This window comes from Caballeronia sp. LjRoot34 (assembly GCF_964253815.1).
Classification (GTDB): domain Bacteria; phylum Pseudomonadota; class Gammaproteobacteria; order Burkholderiales; family Burkholderiaceae; genus Caballeronia.
Genome location: NZ_CAXUSB020000003.1, coordinates 418,558 through 435,501, shown reverse-complemented (window position 1 = coordinate 435,501; position 16,944 = coordinate 418,558). Strand labels below are relative to the sequence as shown.

Annotated in this window: 13 protein-coding genes; 9 read left to right on the top strand and 4 right to left on the bottom strand. The window is 60.9% G+C overall.

Translation table 11 applies throughout. The features are described 5' to 3' along the window. Positions 1-4 precede the first annotated feature (4 nt). From hpnI to adeC, 5 genes are all read left to right on the top strand, one after another. Complete coding sequence (gene hpnI / locus ACSQ36_RS32925; protein ID WP_436185292.1) at positions 5-1,276, top strand: bacteriohopanetetrol glucosamine biosynthesis glycosyltransferase HpnI; 1,272 nt, start codon at positions 5-7, stop codon at positions 1,274-1,276. Next, positions 1,266-2,096: a hopanoid biosynthesis-associated protein HpnK gene (gene hpnK, locus ACSQ36_RS32920; RefSeq protein WP_436185291.1), complete on the top strand. Its 831-nt coding sequence runs from the start codon at positions 1,266-1,268 to the stop codon at positions 2,094-2,096. The genes hpnI and hpnK overlap by 11 nt, the downstream gene beginning before the upstream one ends. A 485-nt stretch (positions 2,097-2,581) precedes the next feature. Next, positions 2,582-3,739 (top strand): efflux RND transporter periplasmic adaptor subunit, encoded by a 1,158-nt coding sequence (locus ACSQ36_RS32915; protein ID WP_436185290.1) that lies wholly within the window; start codon positions 2,582-2,584, stop codon positions 3,737-3,739. Positions 3,740-3,780: 41 nt separating this feature from the next. Beyond that, entirely contained in the window at positions 3,781-6,927 is a 3,147-nt protein-coding gene (locus tag ACSQ36_RS32910) for an efflux RND transporter permease subunit (RefSeq protein WP_436185289.1), read from the top strand. Then, complete coding sequence (adeC, locus tag ACSQ36_RS32905) at positions 6,924-8,372, top strand: AdeC/AdeK/OprM family multidrug efflux complex outer membrane factor (RefSeq protein WP_436185288.1); 1,449 nt, start codon at positions 6,924-6,926, stop codon at positions 8,370-8,372. The genes ACSQ36_RS32910 and adeC overlap by 4 nt, the downstream gene beginning before the upstream one ends. 71 nt (positions 8,373-8,443) lie before the next feature. On the opposite strand, the gene ACSQ36_RS32900 is transcribed toward adeC, so the two are convergent. Then, positions 8,444-9,478, bottom strand: coding sequence for a zinc-dependent alcohol dehydrogenase family protein (locus ACSQ36_RS32900; RefSeq protein WP_436185287.1), 1,035 nt, complete (start codon positions 9,476-9,478; stop codon positions 8,444-8,446). 327 nt (positions 9,479-9,805) lie between these two features. Here ACSQ36_RS32900 and ACSQ36_RS32895 point away from each other — a divergent pair, with 327 nt between their 5' ends. The 4 genes from ACSQ36_RS32895 (at position 9,806) to ACSQ36_RS32880 (ending at position 13,709) form a co-directional block, all read left to right on the top strand. Further along, positions 9,806-10,735, top strand: coding sequence for a LysR family transcriptional regulator (locus ACSQ36_RS32895; RefSeq protein WP_436185286.1), 930 nt, complete (start codon positions 9,806-9,808; stop codon positions 10,733-10,735). Positions 10,736-10,924: 189 nt separating this feature from the next. Next, on the top strand, positions 10,925-12,496 hold the full coding sequence (locus tag ACSQ36_RS32890) for an MFS transporter (RefSeq protein ID WP_436185285.1): 1,572 nt from the start codon (positions 10,925-10,927) through the stop codon (positions 12,494-12,496). 545 nt (positions 12,497-13,041) lie between these two features. Continuing rightward, positions 13,042-13,236, top strand: a complete 195-nt coding sequence (locus ACSQ36_RS32885) for a hypothetical protein (protein WP_436185284.1) — start codon at positions 13,042-13,044, stop codon at positions 13,234-13,236. Between the two features lie 230 nt (positions 13,237-13,466). Continuing rightward, positions 13,467-13,709 carry a hypothetical protein gene (locus tag ACSQ36_RS32880; protein ID WP_436185283.1) on the top strand — a complete coding sequence of 81 codons (243 nt, stop codon included), beginning with the start codon at positions 13,467-13,469 and terminating at the stop codon, positions 13,707-13,709. 213 nt (positions 13,710-13,922) lie between these two features. Here ACSQ36_RS32880 and ACSQ36_RS32875 read toward each other — a convergent pair whose 3' ends face one another. The 3 genes from ACSQ36_RS32875 to ACSQ36_RS32865 form a co-directional block, all read right to left on the bottom strand. After that, on the bottom strand, positions 13,923-14,957 hold the full coding sequence (locus ACSQ36_RS32875; protein WP_436185282.1) for a LysR family transcriptional regulator: 1,035 nt from the start codon (positions 14,955-14,957) through the stop codon (positions 13,923-13,925). Positions 14,958-14,986: 29 nt separating this feature from the next. Then, positions 14,987-15,685: a gamma-glutamylcyclotransferase gene (locus tag ACSQ36_RS32870; protein ID WP_436185281.1), complete on the bottom strand. Its 699-nt coding sequence runs from the start codon at positions 15,683-15,685 to the stop codon at positions 14,987-14,989. Between the two features lie 553 nt (positions 15,686-16,238). Then, positions 16,239-16,799: a DUF3331 domain-containing protein gene (locus ACSQ36_RS32865; protein ID WP_436185280.1), complete on the bottom strand. Its 561-nt coding sequence runs from the start codon at positions 16,797-16,799 to the stop codon at positions 16,239-16,241. Positions 16,800-16,944: the final 145 nt, after the last annotated feature.

The following is a 16,944-nucleotide window of genomic DNA, read 5'->3' as shown; positions in this document are numbered from 1 at the left end:
TGCGATGGCGGCGCACACGCTGAGTGCATATGAATGGGTGTTGTTAGCCGGCTGCGGTATCGCTTCACTCTACGTGATGGCCGCCGCCTTAGCCATGCCGTTCTTTGCGATGCGGCGTGCCGGTGCCGCCACGAAAGCTGTGCATCCGGTGGCTGCCGAAGCCACTGCACATCTGTTCGCGCCTGTCGGCGTCAGCGTACTTAAACCGCTTTGCGGCGCTGAGCCGCGTCTCTACGAAAATCTCCAGACCTTTTGCGTCCAGCAGCATCCGCACTTTCAACTGGTGCTCGGCGTATCCTCATCCGATGATCCGGCCGTTGCCGTGGTGCGCCGATTGCAAGTCGCCTATCCAATGCACGACATCGAGCTGGCCATCGACACCCGCGTGCATGGCAGCAACCTCAAGGTCAGCAATCTCATCAACATGGCGGAGCGGGCTCGACACGAGGTGATTGTGATTGCCGATAGCGATATCGCCGTAGAAGCCGACTATCTCGACACCGTGGCCGCGCCCCTCGTCGACCTGAGTATTGGGGTGGTCACCTGTCTTTACGTGGCGCAAGGCGTCGGTGGCTTCTGGCCACGTGTAGGCGCATTGTTTATCAACGAGTGGTTCGCGCCGTCGGTGCGGGTCGCTCACGCGGTCGGTTCACGTCGCTTTGGGTTTGGGGCGACGCTGGCTTTGCGCCGCGCGACGCTCGAGCGTATTGGCGGATTCGAAGCGTTGAAAAACTGTCTCGCCGATGACTATCGGCTCGCGCAGCACGTACGCGGCCTCGGATTGCGCACAGTGCTCTCGCGCGTGATCGTGACTACCGACGTCATCGAACCGAGTTTCGGGGCCTTGTGGCAGCGTGAAACGCGCTGGTTGCGCACGATCCGCTCGGTGAATCCGCTGGGCTTCGCCTTTTTGTTTATCACTTTTCCATCGCCCTGGCTGCTGGCGGGAGCCTGGCTTACAGGCAGCCTCCTGGCGGGTCCGCCCGGCGACGTGGACCAGTGGCCGGCGCTCGCGAGCGCCGCTGTGACGGCGTGCGGTAGCGTCGCGCGCGTGCTGTTGCATCTGCGCGCCGCGCGTCACGAGCACACCTTCTGGAGAGATCTACTTCTCGTGCCGCTTCGCGATACCTTGCTGGCCTTGCAATGGCTCGCGGCGGTGTTCGGCTCGCATGTTGTGTGGCGCGGCGCACGCGTACCCGTGACGGAGTCCGTATCGGCGAGGCAAAGCACGGCGTTAGCCGCGCTGGATGTGATTGAAACTTCCGATGGTGGATAAGGTGCCCGGCCTGATCATTACCGCGGACGATTTCGGCCTGCATTCGCGCGTCAATCTTGCGGTCGAGCAGGCGCACCGGCATGGCGTGCTGACGGCGGCCAGCCTGATGGTCGGTGCGCCTGCCGCGGCCGATGCGATAGCGCGTGCCCGGCATTTGCCGCAATTGCGGGTCGGCCTGCATGTTGTCCTGGCCGATGGCAACGCGATCATGCCGCGTGCGGACATTCCGGCGTTGCTCGACAAGCATGGACGCTTCGGCAGCAACATGGCGCGCGACGGTGTGCGTTTTTTCTTTTCGCCGCAGGTACGCAGGCAATTGGCCCGGGAGATTCGCGCACAGTTCGACGCGTTTGCGAAGACGGGTTTGACGCTCGATCACGTCAACACCCACAAGCATTTCCATTTGCATCCGACGGTGCTCGGGTTGATTCTGGAAATCGGGCGCGACTATGGAATGCATGCAATGCGGCTGCCGTTCGAAATGGGCGCGCCGCTGTGGATGAAGCCATGGATCGCGATGATGCGAGTCCGGCTCGCGCGTGCGGGAATTGCACATAACGATTATGTGGTGGGCATCGCGAGGAGCGGGAATATGGATAAGGCGGCGTTGCTGGCCGCCCTTAATGCATTGCCGCGCGGCGTGGTCGAGATTTATTGTCATCCCGCAGTCGAGGGGGATTGTCCGTTAAGCGAAGGGATGCAGTTTTATCGTCATGCGGATGAATTGCAGGCGTTGCTGTCATCGTGCGTCAAGACAGCGATCCATGCCACCGCTGTCCGTGTTGGCGGATTCTCCGATGTGCTGCGCAGGCCACCTTGACGATTGGCTTTTCGTTCCGTAGCAGTCAATCACCCTCAGCGATATTGATCCCCTATGACTCATTGTCAGGTGCCCCGTTTCTAACGGTCAGCGCACCGACGATCTGCCGCGCCGACCCTTCATTTTTGCAATTTGTTATTATTTTGAAATATTTAAGTATGACAATTGAAGGAAAACTCTCAAACCGGGGATAAAATCGCCCCTCAAGAACGGCTGATCCGTGCGCTCTCCGGCGTACCGCGACGGCTGTAAAAGAACGGCACGCCTTTGCGCGGCGTCTCTTTTTATCTTCGAGCTTCCCTGAAATTCATTCTGGTTTCGTCCCATGCGGTAGTCCGTGCTCAATCAGTGACCCAAGCCGACCGGCAGGCGTGCCTGCTGCCGGCGCCCCTGTCTAACGCGTCGGATGACCCGTGCGAGCTCCCTTGTGGACGGTCCGGGTGCTGGACGTATTCCGCAGTCTTTCAATCATCTAGGAAATCGCAATGCAACGATCGCGTAGCACGCGTGCTTTGATTCCGGGCATGTTGGGCATTGCCCTCGTCACGCTCGCCGGATGCGGCAAACAAGAACAAGCCGCGAAGGAAGCACCGCCGCAGCAAGTCAGCGTCGTCACCGTGGCGTCCGAGCCGGTCGTCATCGAATCCGTGCTGCCGGGCCGTACCGCGGCGTTCCGCTCGGCTGAAGTCCGGCCGCAGGTCGATGGAATCATCCAGCAGCGCCTGTTCAAGGAAGGCAGCGAGGTCAAGCAGGGGCAGCAGTTGTATCAGATCGACCCCGCAACCTACGACGCCACCTACAAAAGCGCGCAAGCCACGCTGGAATCGAGCAAGCTGCTTGCGCAACGCTACGGCAAGCTGGTTGCCGACGAAGCGGTCAGCAAGCAGGCCGCCGCCGAAGCCAGGGCGTCCTGGCTACAGGCGCAAGCGGCCATGGAGCGCGCCGAGATCAACCTGCGCTACACCAGGGTGCTCGCGCCGATCTCCGGCCGTGTGGGACGCTCGAACGTGACCGAGGGCGCGCTCGCGGTCAACGGCCAGTCCACGGCGTTTGCGACCGTGCAGCAGATCGACCCGATCTATGTGGATGTCACCCAGCCTTCGGCTACGCTGCTGCGCCTGCGCGCGGAACTCGCCGCGGGCAAGCTCGAAACCGCGGGTAACAATACCGCCAGGGTCACCCTGAAACTGGAAGACGGCAGTGTGTACCCCGTCGCGGGCCGGCTTGAATTCTCCGAAGTGTCGGTTGACCAGAGCACGGGCTCGGTCACGCTGCGCGCCGTGTTCCCTAACCCGAACCATGTACTGCTGCCGGGCATGTTCGTGCATGCGCGTTTGAGCGAAGGCGTGAAATCCAACGCGATTCTGGCGCCGCAGGTCGGCGTGACGCGCGACCTGAAGGGGCAGCCCACCGCGCTCGTGGTCAATGAGAAAGACGAAGTCGAGATGCGTTCGCTGACGACTGATCGCGTGATTGGCGACAAATGGCTGGTCACGTCGGGACTGAAGGCCGGCGACCGGATCATTGTCGACGGCTTGCAGTTCGTCCGGCCGGGCGCCAAGGTCAATCCGGTTCCGGCGGCAAGCCCGGCAACTGCGGTTACCCCGTCGGCAAGCGACGCCGCGTCCGTCACCAAATCGTGATGGCGCGCGCTGACCGGCCAGATCGGGGATAAGGATTCTTCATGTCAAAATTTTTCATCAACCGTCCCATTTTTGCCTGGGTGATCGCGCTGGTCATCATGCTGGCGGGCGTGCTGGCGATCCGCTCGCTGCCGATCAACCAGTATCCGGCCATCGCGCCGCCGACCATCGCGATTTCGGTCAATTACCCGGGCGCGTCGGCTGAGACGGTGCAGGACACGGTCGTGCAAGTGATCGAGCAACAGCTCAATGGTCTCGACCGCTTGCGTTATATCTCGTCGGAAAGCAACTCCGACGGCAGCATGACCATTACCGCGACGTTCGAGCAAGGCACCAATCCGGATACCGCGCAGGTTCAGGTTCAGAACAAGCTGGCGCTTGCCGCGCCGCTTTTGCCGCAAGAGGTGCAGCAGCAGGGCATCCGCGTGACGAAGTCGGTTCGCAACTTCCTCGTGATCGTGGGCCTGGTGTCAACGGATCCGAAAGTCGCGCGCGAGGATCTGGCGAACTACATTGTGTCGAACATTCAGGACCCGCTTTCGCGCACTTACGGCGTAGGCGATTTCCAGGTGTTCGGATCGCAGTACGCCATGCGCGTCTGGATGGATCCGGCCAGGCTGCAAAGCTATCAGCTGACGCCCATCGACGTGAGCAACGCCATCAAGGCGCAGAACGTTCAGATTGCGTCCGGCCAGCTCGGCGGTCTGCCTGCTGTCAGCGGACAGCAGCTCAACGCTTCAGTGATCGGCAAGACGCGCCTGCAAACGAGCGAGCAGTTCGGCAACGTGCTGCTGAAGGTGAATCCGGACGGCTCGCAAGTGCGCCTGAAAGACGTCGCCCGCGTGGGACTCGGCGGGCAGGACTACAACATCAACGCACAGTACAACGGCCAGCCGGCATCGGGCATTGCGGTGCGTCTGGCAAGCGGCGCCAACGCGCTGCAAACGGTCAAGGCGATCCGCGCGACGCTCAACGAATTGCAGCCGTTCTTTCCGGCTGGCATGAAGGTGGTGTACCCGTACGACACCACGCCGGTGATCGCGGGTTCCATTCACGAAGTGATCAAGACGCTGCTGGAAGCGGTCGTCCTGGTGTTCCTCGTGATGTACCTGTTCCTGCAGAATATTCGCGCGACGCTGATCCCGACTATCGCCGTGCCGGTGGTGTTGCTCGGCACGTTCGGCGTGCTCGCGGCGTTCGGTTACTCGATCAACACGCTGACCATGTTCGGCATGGTGCTGGCAATCGGCTTGCTGGTCGATGACGCCATTGTGGTGGTGGAAAACGTCGAGCGCGTGATGGCGGAGGAAGGGCTTTCGCCACGCCAGGCGGCATTGAAGTCGATGGGGCAGATTCAGGGCGCGCTGGTGGGCATTGCCATGGTGCTGTCGGCGGTGTTCCTGCCCATGGCGTTTTTCGGCGGATCCACGGGCGTGATCTATCGCCAATTCTCGATCACCATTGTCTCTTCGATGGTGCTCTCGGTCCTCGTCGCACTCGTGCTCACGCCGGCGCTGTGCGCGACCATGCTCAAGCCGATCGACAAGGGCGAGCACGGCGAGCATAAGCGCGGCTTTTTTGGCTGGTTCAACCGCAAGTTCAACTCGACCACGCGCAGCTACGAGCGCGGTGTGAAGGGCATCTTGCAGCGTCGCGTGCGCTTTCTCGTGCTGTACGTCGCGATTGTCGCGCTGATGGCCTTCCTGTTCACGCGCATCCCGACTTCGTTTCTGCCGGAAGAAGATCAGGGCGTGTTGTACGCCCAGGTGCAAACGCCGCCGGGCGCAACCGCCGAGCGCACGCAGAAGGTGCTCGACCAGATGCGCGACTACTTGCTGAAAGAAGAGGGCGACGTCGTCGATTCGCTCTTCACGGTGAACGGCTTCAACTTTGCCGGACGCGGTCAGAATTCGGGTCTTGCCTTTATCCTGATGAAGCCGTGGGCCGAACGCACCGGCGCCCACAGCAGCGTGTTCGATCTCACCGCGCGCGCTCAGGCCAAGTTCGGGGCGTTCCGCGATTCCATGGCGTTTGCATTCGCGCCGCCCGCCGTGCAGGAACTCGGCAACGCGACCGGCTTCGATTTGTATTTGCAGGACCGTGCCGGCCTCGGCCACGTTGCGCTCATGAACGCTCGCGACAAGTTCCTGATGCTGGCGTCGAAGAGTCCGGTGCTCCAGCGCGTGCGTCCGAACGGTCTTAACGATCAGCCGCAATACCTGCTCGATATCGACGACGAAAAAGCGCGTGCGCTCGGCGTTTCGCTGGCGGATATCAACAACACGGTGTCGATTGCGTGGGGTTCGAGCTACGTCAATGACTTTATTGACCGTGGCCGCGTGAAGCGCGTCTATTTGCAGGGCCAGCCCGATTCGCGGATGAATCCGGACGACATCGACAAATGGTTCGTGCGTAACGAGAAGGGCGCGATGGTGCCGTTCTCGGCGTTCGCCACCGGCCGTTGGGGCTACGGTTCGCCGAAGCTTCAGCGCTTTAACGGCGTGCCGGCGGTGGAAGTGCTCGGCGAAGCGGCAGTGGGCCGCAGCTCGGGCGACGCCATGAAAGCCGTCGAAGAAATCATGAAGGAAATGCCGACCGGTATTGGCTATGCGTGGACCGGCTTGTCGTACGAAGAGCGTTTGTCCGGCTCGCAAGCGCCCGCGCTGTATGCACTCTCGTTGCTGGTGGTGTTCCTCTGTCTCGCCGCGCTTTACGAGAGCTGGTCGATTCCGTTCTCGGTCATGCTGGTCGTGCCGCTGGGCGTGATCGGCGCGCTGATCGCCACGCTGTCGCGCGGCCTGTCGAACGATGTGTTCTTCCAGGTGGGGCTGCTTACGACCATCGGTTTGTCGGCGAAGAACGCCATTTTGATTGTTGAGTTCGCGAAGGAATTGCACGACCAGGGCAAGGGTCTTGTGGACTCCGCGGTCGAGGCGTGCCGCATGCGGCTGCGTCCGATCGTGATGACCTCGCTCGCGTTCGTGCTCGGCGTGGTGCCGCTCGCGATCTCTACCGGCGCGGGCGCCGGCAGCCAGCATGCGATCGGCACGGGTGTGATCGGCGGCATGGTGACCGCCACGGTCCTCGCTATTTTCTGGGTGCCGCTGTTCTTCGTGGCGGTCGGTTCGCTGTTCAAGCGCAAGCCGAGCGCCGGCGAAAGCCCCATCAAATCGGAAGCGCTCCAATGAAAAAACACGTTATTAGCGTAGCCGCTTCGGCGTGCTTCCTGGCGCTCGCCGGTTGCAGCCTGATTCCCCGGTACGAGCGTCCGGCGGCTCCTGTCGATGCCGCTTATCCCCAGGGTGCGGCGTACGATTCAGCCAGTGTCAGTATCCAGACGCTGCCGGCCGCCGACCTTGGCTGGCGCGAGTTCTTCGCCGATCCGCGCTTGCGCCGGCTGATCGAAACCGCGCTTGCCAACAACCGCGATCTTCGCGTGGCCGCGCTCAACGTCGACGCTTACCGCGCGCAGTACCGCATTCAGCGCGCAGATTTGTTCCCCGAGGTCGACGCGGGGGCCTCCGGTTCGCGCCAGAGCGCGCCGGCAAGCGTGTCGCCCGCCGGACAGCGCGCGATTAGCAGCAACTATGGCGTATCGCTTGGCACCACGGCATGGGAACTGGACCTGTTCGGCCGTGTGCGCAGCCTGAGCACGGCCACGCTGGAAAACTACTTCGGCAGCCAGGAAGCCATGCGCAGTGCGCGAATTGCGCTGGTCGCCAGCGTGGCCGATGCTTATCTGACCCTGCGCGCCGACGAAGCACTCTTGCAACTGACGCGCGACACGCTCGACGCCTACGCGCACACGTATCGCCTGACCCAGCGCAGTTATGAGGAAGGCGTGGCGTCGCGGATCGATGTGCGCCAGTCGCAAACCAGCGTCGAGACCGCTCGCGCCAGTCTGGCACGCTACACGCGGCAGGTCGCGCAAGACCAGAATGCGCTGTTGCCGTTGCTCGGCACGAGTTCTCTGCCGGCCGATTTGCCGGCCGGTCTGGACCTCGATCAGCCGATGATCGCGGCCTTTCCCGCCGGCGTGCCGTCGGAACTGTTGCAAAGCCGCCCGGACATCCTGGCGGCCGAGCATCAGCTTTTGTCGGCGAATGCGAACATTGGCGCGGCGCGGGCCGCGTTCTTTCCGAGCATCAGCCTGACCGCGTCGGCGGGCACGGCGAGCAACCAGCTTTCAGGCCTGTTCGACGCAGGTTCGGGCACCTGGTTGTTCCAGCCGCATATCAATTTGCCACTGTTCACGGCCGGCAGCTTGCAGGCGAGCCTGGACTACGCGCGAATCCAGAAGGACATAAACGTGGCGCGCTACGAGCGTTCGATCCAGACGGCGTTCCGCGAAGTCGCGGACGGACTCGCCGCACGCGGGACGTTCGGCGAGCAGTTGCAAGCGCAAATGCGCCTTGTCGATGCTACCCAGGACTACTACACGCTTGCGGAGAAACGCTACCGCACAGGTGTGGACAATTACCTGACGTTGCTCGACGCCCAGCGCCAGTTGTTCAGCGCAAAGCAGGTTTTGATTGGCGACCGGCTCAACCAGTTGAGCAGCGAAGTGAATCTGTATAGGGCGCTTGGCGGAGGATGGAAGGACGCAGCAGTGGCGGCAACGCCGGTCTCGTAGGGCTGCATTCCGGCCGCTTCCGAGCAACAATGAACGGCGCGGCGCGGAGTTCTCCCCGCGCCGCGCCGTTTTCAATTCATGTACGCTTCGCGGACTTTCACGACGATCTTGCCGAAGGCGCCGCGCTTCAGGTGGGCGAAGGCTTCCTTGACTTCGGAGAACGAGTACGACGCGTCGATGACTGGCTTGAGCCCGCGCACGTCGACTGCGCGGATCAAATCTTCGAGTACGCGACGTGGACCCACTGCAATTGCAACGATCGAAACACGGCTGCCAAGCATCGGCATGATGGGCAATGTCACCGAATCCGACTCCAGCAGGCCAATGATCGAGATGCGGCCGCCGGGAGCCACAGCCTGAAGCGAAAGGCCGAGATTATCGCCGCCAGCCATCTCAAGGATATGCTCGGCTCCGCGACCGTCTGTCAGCCGGCGTACTTCGTTTTGCCAGTCAGGATGCGTATTGCGGTTGATGCCGTGCGTTGCACCCAGTTCCTTGGCGCGTGCAATCTTGTTGTCGCTGGTAGTCGTCACGATGACGTGTGCGCCGTTCGCCGCGGCAATCTGGATCGCAAAGAGTGACACCCCACCCGTGCCCTGAACGACGACCGTCTGACCCGCGTGCAGATTACCTTCCTCGATAAGCGCCATCCAGGCGGTCAGTGCTGCTACCGGCAGAGTGCTTGCCTCTTCCGGGGTCATCGACTTCGGAGCGAGTACGCACCACTCGGCAGGCGTCGCAACATACTCGGCCAGCATGCCTGGAATCGGGCCGCCTTGCGTGGGCGAATCCGCCCACGACAACGGCGCGCCATCGACCCAATTCGCGATATAGGTCGAGATGACCTTATCGCCCACCGAGAAACGCGTGACACCTTCGCCGAGTGCAACAACGCGGCCCGTCATGTCGGAGGCCGGGGTAAACGGAAAGTTGAGGTCCGAGCCCATGCCATCTGCTGCGACCACCAGATCACGATAATTCAGCGAAACCGCTTCGACCTCGACGAGGATTTCTCCGGCCTTGGGGGTAGGGCGTGCGACTGTATTCAGCGCGAGCTTGTCAACGCCGTAGGCGGGGATTTCCCAGCGCTTCATGGTTTCGGACATCAGAGGTACTCCGGAGTAGTCAGGGGAGGGGTATGGGCTGGAGGCGTTAGCTTCATGCCCATACGTAAAGATCGTAAAGATCAAAGTGGCTGCAATGTATCTGTCGGCACCCCTTAGATAAATGCACTAAAGTCGAATTGATTTTTCGTCTCCATCTGACAAAGGAGTGCGCTCCATACACTTGAACCACCAAGCCCTGAGCAGGGAATTGTCAGGCGGCGAGGGACAATCAATTCTCCGACGCTCGCTTTTACCGGTCTCCCGAAGGCTTTAAACTACGCGTGCCCCGCTGTCTCCTTCGCGGGCAACATCAACAAGGAGAAGACAATGGTCCAGCGTGCCGATGCCTCGGTAGCCGAAATATCTTCATTTGAGGCGGTGGTGCGCACTGGAAGCTTTACGGGAGCGGCTGAACTTCTGGGCATCAGCAAGTCGAGCGTTGGCAAGAATATCCAGCGTCTTGAAGAACGTCTTGCGACACGGCTCTTCCAACGAACGACCCGCGCCGTCAGGCTCACCGCGGACGGAGAAACCTATCTGCGTGCGACGCAGGTCGCCTTGCGCAGCCTTCGCGAAGCGGAGCAGGAGATTGCCGCGAGCAAGGATGAAATAGCCGGGCGCGTGCGGCTCAACCTGCCCGCCTCGTTTGGAAGACTATTCTTTCCGGCCTTGCATGCGCTGCGCCGCCGGTATCCCAAGCTGACGCTCGACCTCGCGTTCAGCGACCGCATGTCCGACCCTGTTGCGGACGGCTGGGACATCGTGGTCCGGGTGGGAGAGCTGTCAGCGACCAGCGATATGGTCGTGCGCAAGCTGTGCGACACGCGCTTTGGTCTCTACGCTTCACCCGGCTATATGGCGGAACGTGGAGAGTTGAAGTCTGTAGCGGACCTGGATGAGCACGACGCCATCATCTTCCGGGGGTCGTCGGGGCGTCTGAATCCGTGGATGTTGAACGACGGCGGCTATGTGCGGCACATCGCTCCTGACGCGGCCATCGTGCTGGAAGACGGGGAAGTGCTCATTGATGCTCTGGTCAACGGAATGGGTATTTCACAACTCCTTGACCGGATAGCGCAGCCACACGTGGAGGCGGGACGGTTGCGACACCTCCTTCCCGACGCCGACGTCGATGGTCCGCCGGTTCACGCGCTCATCCCTTCAGGCCAGAAGATGGCGTCCAGAACGCGCGTCGTGCTGAATGATCTTGCCGATGACGTGAAGCGTACCTTCGAGCAGAAGCCAAAACATCAGTGAGGTTTGTCGTCGTGGAGCAGCAGGTTTCCGGCCGCAGAAGCGCCACTTGATTGTCAGCCTGACGGAGACGGTCTGGCCACGACAGCGCGGTTTATCTGAAGAGCAATGCATCGCACAATGGCGCCGCTATCTCGCCTCGCACGAACGTCCAGTGGCGTTTAGCGTACCCATCTTCAGATACGGCTCTCAATGAACCCTGCACCCTCACACGTCGCCTCACGTCGCGACAAGCTGCTGATTCTGCTCACCGTGTGCCTCGCTGCGGTCCTGCTGCCGCTTGCATTATCCGGCGGTGCGGTGGCGACCCCCGCCATTGGGCGCGATTTGGGCGGAAGCCCGGCGTCCCTGACCTGGGTCACGAATGCCTACATGCTCAGCTTTGGCAGTCTGTTGATGGCAGCCGGCGCACTGGCCGACCAGTTTGGACGCAAGCGCCTCTTCGTCATTGGACTGGGCGGCTTCATTGTCAGCTCGTTTGCAATCAGCCTTGCCCCTTCGGTTTTCTGGCTCGACATCCTGCGCGCCATACAAGGGATTGTGTCCGCAGCGTCGCTCGCAGCCGGCTCTGCGGCGTTGGCCCAGGAGTTCGACGGGCATGCGCGAACCCGAGCGTTCAGCATGCTTGGCACGAGCTTCGGGATTGGACTTGCATTTGGTCCGCTCATGGCCGGGACGCTGATTGAATACTTCGGGTGGCGCTCTCTCTTCATCACGACGGGTGCGATCGCGGCGGTTGCCTTCATGTTCGGCGTGCCGCGCATGCGCGAGTCGCGCGATCCGAATGCTGCGGGACTCGACTACCCGGGCACCGTCACTTTCAGCGCGACGCTCGTGCTCTTCACGACCGCCATCATCCAGGCGCCGGAGAGCGGCTGGGGCAGCCCGCTGATTGTCGGCTTGCTCGCGGCTTCCGTGGTGACGCTGGTGGCTTTCATCATGGTGGAGACCCGTGCCCGACGCCCGATGCTCGACCTGAGCCTCTTCAAATACGTGCGCTTCATCGGTGTGCAGATCCTGCCGCTCGGCACCTGCTACAGCTATATCTTGCTGGTGGTCATGCTGCCGCTGCGGCTCATCGGTGCTGAAGGCATGAGCGAAATGGATTCGGGCCTGTTGATGATCGCACTCTCGGCACCCATGCTGGTTGTCCCGATTGCAGTCGCATCGCTCACGCGCTGGGCCTCTCCGGGTGTGCTGTCCGGCCTCGGTTTCCTGATTGCCGCGGCAGGTCTTTACTGGCTGAGCCTGGTTGACTTCAGCGCATCGAAGACAGCACTGCTAATGCCCATGCTCATCATTGGTATTGGCACGGGTATGCCGTGGGGCCTGATGGATGGCCTGTCCGTAAGCGTGGTACCGAATGACCGGGCAGGCATGGCCTCCGGCATCTTCGGCACGACTCGCGTCGCCGGAGAAGGCACGGGACTCGCGATTGGCACCGCAATCCTTGCTGCGCTCGCCAATACGAGCCTCGCGCATCGGGTGCCAGAAGGTGGGCCGGAATTGAGCGCACGGGTGGCCGAAGCTGCGCAGCGGCTGACCAACGGCGACATCGCGGCCGCTGCTGCCGCGCTTCCGGAAGTCAGTCGTCATGCGCTCTCGTTGAGCTATGCCGACGCGTTCGTGGGACTGCTTCACGTGCTGATCGTCATCACGCTGCTTTCTGCTTTCGCGACGTTCGCGTTCCTTAGCCGGACCCGCACGCAGGGCGATGGTTTCGAACGGGATGAAAAGGGTGTTGAGGCCGTAACGCGTGCCTGAGCTAGTTACAGGACCCGCAGCATTTTCTGTAATCCGACAAATGGCTTTTGATCCTGACCGCCCGCCAGATGAACCTGAGCGGGCGATAACGCGGTTGATGGGTACATGATCTGGAACGGTTGCGTTCATACACCTTGCGCCGTGAGCCATGCCTGCCACTGCAGCTATCAGACTCGACGTCTTGTATGGCCCATGCCAGCGGTTTGTGCCACCTCGGTGACTGTATAAAGCCGCACGCGAGCCCGCACCCCTCAATTCCCACGCCATAACTCCGCAGTCAGCGCTGCGCACTGCTGCCGGTCAAGCGCCATGATTGTTCGACGGCAAAGAGAAATCAATTCGTTAAACTGATCTTTATCCGATGAGGCAGGGTGATTAAGCTTGTGTTGTCTGGAGGCGAGTTGCCTCCAGAAGCCAACTGAAGGTCATGCCATGACCACGCACTCATTCGTCAATCTGGAGATTCAAATGGTTTCGCGATTTGCTCGCGCATCGTTCGCGTTGATTCTTGCCGCTGCGAGTGGCCGGAGGTTCTGGATATCTTCATGGAGAAAAGAATGGCTATTGCATTGATCGTAGTCGGTTTCCTCGTTACCCTTGTCGGCGGTCCGAGTTTCGTTGACCATGCGTCCAAAACCCAGGTAACGAAGTTTCTGCAGGAAGAGCAATCGTCACAGCAGGGCGCAACACTCACACCCGCCCCGGCAGTTTCCGCGCGGAACGGCAGCAGCACCTCGTAACCGAAGGAAGTCGGATTGTTGGCTCCCTTAACAGGCGCGAGCGTCATTACTCCAGTTTCCCGCGCGCGAAAATAGCCGCGCTGAAACAGCAACGGCATCGGAGTGACCCGGCAAGACGACAAGCTCGCTCGGCAACAGTCACTGTCGATACAGCGTCAAAGCTGCCGCGTACCCGTTGAATCCCGCGTAGCGGCACCCGCCGGGCTCACCACGACCGGAACAAATTCATCATGGAACATTCTTTATTGGCATTTGGCAAGGCTGCGGGCGGCTTCGCCACAACGCCCAAACTCATCGATCACGAAGAGTGCTTCGTCTGCGGCTCGATCGATGTGTCTATCGCGGGTCAGGATCACGCGTCGGGCCTGGAGTTCGTGCCCGGCGAGCGCGCGAAGGCGGCCGGCAGGGACTCGGTGGCGCCCTCGATCGTCGTCGAGTGCCATAGCTGCGGCGTGACATACACGCTCGGCTAGCCGACTAACATGGCTCATCGTCTTGCGCATGTCCAGTAATCCTAATGTCCGAGATGTCCAGTGCCGCTTTCATTGCAGTGCCTTAGCGCGTACGCGCCAACAGGAAAAATTAATCTGTTTTCGATGTTGGCATCGTCCACCTAAGCACCGCGAAGATAAATCAAGTGGGTTCGACAAGACAATTCGATCATATCGAATTGTCCAGGGGGATTCTTATTCGAAGGCGCTCGTGACCATGTCTCGGGCATGGACATCAGAAAGCCTTGTTGGTCCGGCAGACGACGTGCCCCCAATCGAATTCAAAACGCTGACCGGTAGCTGAAGGTCGCCGGACGGGGTCACGCCCTTGCGCAGCAACTGGCATCGTTCGAAGAGCTCAGCAATCCACTCGACGAAGACGCGCACCTGCGGCGAAAGATGGCGGTTTGCGGGGTACACCGCGGAGACTGGAAAAGGCTGCCGGCGCCACTTTGGCAGAACCTCGATCAGTGCGCCTGACGCAAGATGCGGCAGCGCGAGAAAGTGCGGGACCTGAATCAATCCGTGCCCCTGCAGGCCGCATTGCAGGTAGGCATCCCCATCGTTTGCAACGAGCTTTGAGCGCATCCTGATCTCAACTGGTTTGCCGTCCACCACGAAGTCCATCTCAACTATCCGGCCGTTGCGGCTCGAAAAATAGTTCACCGCGCAATGGTCTTTAAGGTCATTGAGTGCGAGAGGCACACCATGCTGTGCGAGATAGGACGGGCTTGCGACAGTAACGAACTCCGACACGCCGACGCGGCGCGCGACCAGCGTCGAATCCTGTAGTGGACCCATGCGGATCGCACAGTCGACGCCGTCCTGTACAAGGTCGACCGCCTTGTCACCAACGCCCAGCATCAGGTCGATGTCAGGGTATCGCGCGTGGAACTCGCTGATCGCGGGTACGACCATCAGCCTGCCGAGCGACCCCGGCAGTTCCACTTTGAGCTTTCCTCGCGGCGCACCGATACTGGAAAATGAGTTTTCGGAGTCTTCAACGTCCGCAAGAATGCGAGAGCAGCGATCATAGTAGGCGGCGCCGTCCGGCGTGAGGCTGATACGCCGGGTCGTGCGGTTGAGCAGGCGAACCTTCAGATAAGCCTCAAGGTTCTGGACGATGGTCGTCACCGAGGAGCGTGTCATGTCGAGACCGTCGGCGGCGCCGGAGAAGCTATTGCTGTCGACCACGCGAGTGAACACGTGCATTGCCTGAAGTTTATCCATGGTTACTCACTTGGACTGCAAGCCGCGACTCACGCCGTGGCATTGGGCGCACCCTGGGAATCGTGATGCGGGTGCTGACGGAGGCGTTTGAGTTCGCCGGCTAGTGCTTCGATATATCTGTCATGCAGCCCGCACTGTGAAAGCGAGTCATACAGTCTGAAGACATACTCGGCATTACTGCCGATTTGCCCGGTCGCAGCAGCAATCAGGGGCGCGACGGCGCTGATGCATGAATCCGTCCTGTACTGCTCGCCTGCCGTATTCGCGACGAAGGCGATGGCGTGAGTGTGGATGCCGCATTCGAGTGTGACAGGCGCCCACGTCGGACGATAAGAGCCGAGCACCATCTCGCGAATCCAGACCGCCTTGAGGTCCTCGCGCATGGTGTTGGGCGTGAGCCTCAATGCGAGGCCCGTTGTGTGTCCGCCGGCCTCGAGCGCAAGCATCCTTCCCGGCCTCTCCGGGCTGCCTCTACCGATGGTCATCGACAGGCAGAAACTGCGATGCCACTCGTGCAGAGTCGCCACGTCCCTGCGATCGAAATCCACCATCGGATTCCACATGAGCGAGCCGTACGCGAAAATCCACACGTCATTGTTCACGCATGCCGGCTGCTCCTTCAAAGTCTCGGCGAGCGAGGCTTCGATTCGCTCCGACGTCCAGAGGTTCGGCAGTGACCGGAACTTCTCCAGGTAGGCGCCCGAGTCAAGCGCCTGTCTTGTCAGCATCGTTGTTCCGTTCCAGATGGGTGTGCCGCGGCCCCAAAAGGGGCGCAGCATGGCTACGCGTGCCATGGCTGCGCAAGTATGCTGCTCGCACGCCTTGAGATAAACCCGTCGTTTGGAAACGCATTGGCCACTAAAAGCTGACAATTCTTTGTGCGTCGTTCCCTGAAGGCTCTATCGCATCGCGCGGTGGAGAACATAAGAAAACCTCCGACGGCAGGGAGTCTCTGAGGCTGAATTAAATGCGGCTGCCACAGAAGGAAAGCATGCGTGTCCGGTGGGTCAAATAAGTTTTCTCATTGCACGGAACGATCGCATTTGCCAGATTGACACCTGCACGACATCAGGCGAGAGTCGTAACTCGAGTGTCGGTATCGACTTACGGGTTCGTCGGGCGCGCCGGATAATGCCATGGCGTTCGACGGTGCTTATTCCAACGGACGCATGCTAGCCGGAAGGAAGGCCGGCTAGCTTATGGCACCGCAAAACGGGCCAGTCGCTGCTTTTCTGTCCCGGGAGTTGGCCACACCCCGGGACACCGAGTCGTTACGCTCGTTCACCCGTCGCCTACTTGCCGAAGTGCGGACGCTCGAATCATCGCGTCACCATTGAGGGGCTGGACCAGGCCCCGGGTCCTGGGCTTGTATACCGAATCACCTCTGCTAATGTGTTCTCCCGACAGCGCGCACTGACCAGAGTGGCGTGCAAGAGCAGGGGACCAAACCTGCTCTTCATAGTTGCAAAGCGTTGGGTCGTGCCAGGAGACGACCACGAGATTGTTAGCCAGGTATTCGAGGACGTTTACGGTAAAGCTCCGGGCGTTGGGGTCGTATGCCGGCTGTCTCGCCGACAGATGCTTCAATTGGAGACATGCGAGTTCCTCACGGAACTCTTCCGGAACGGCGGCGAAGTGCAGGAGGGCAGACAGCGTGCGTGCCCACGGGTCCGTACCAGCCGGCAGCGCACCGCCGAAAGCCGGACGACGATGACCGACTCGGCCAGGGCCGGCCGTGTATGACCGTGGTGGGCACGCAGGCTGTAGCCTGGCAGGAGTGTGCACCGAGGCTGTCTCCAAAAGAGGCTCCTCGCAAACATGGCAGGGTTCATTTTTTAACATCACTTCCTCTCATCAGGTAATAGTCGAAGCGGTTATCGAACACCATGAGAAAAAGACACAACGGCTACTGACGGCGGACTTTGGAAAAGGCCATGGTTCGCCGGTAGGCGCTCTTGTTGAGCGAGGAAACGAAGGTACACGCGAT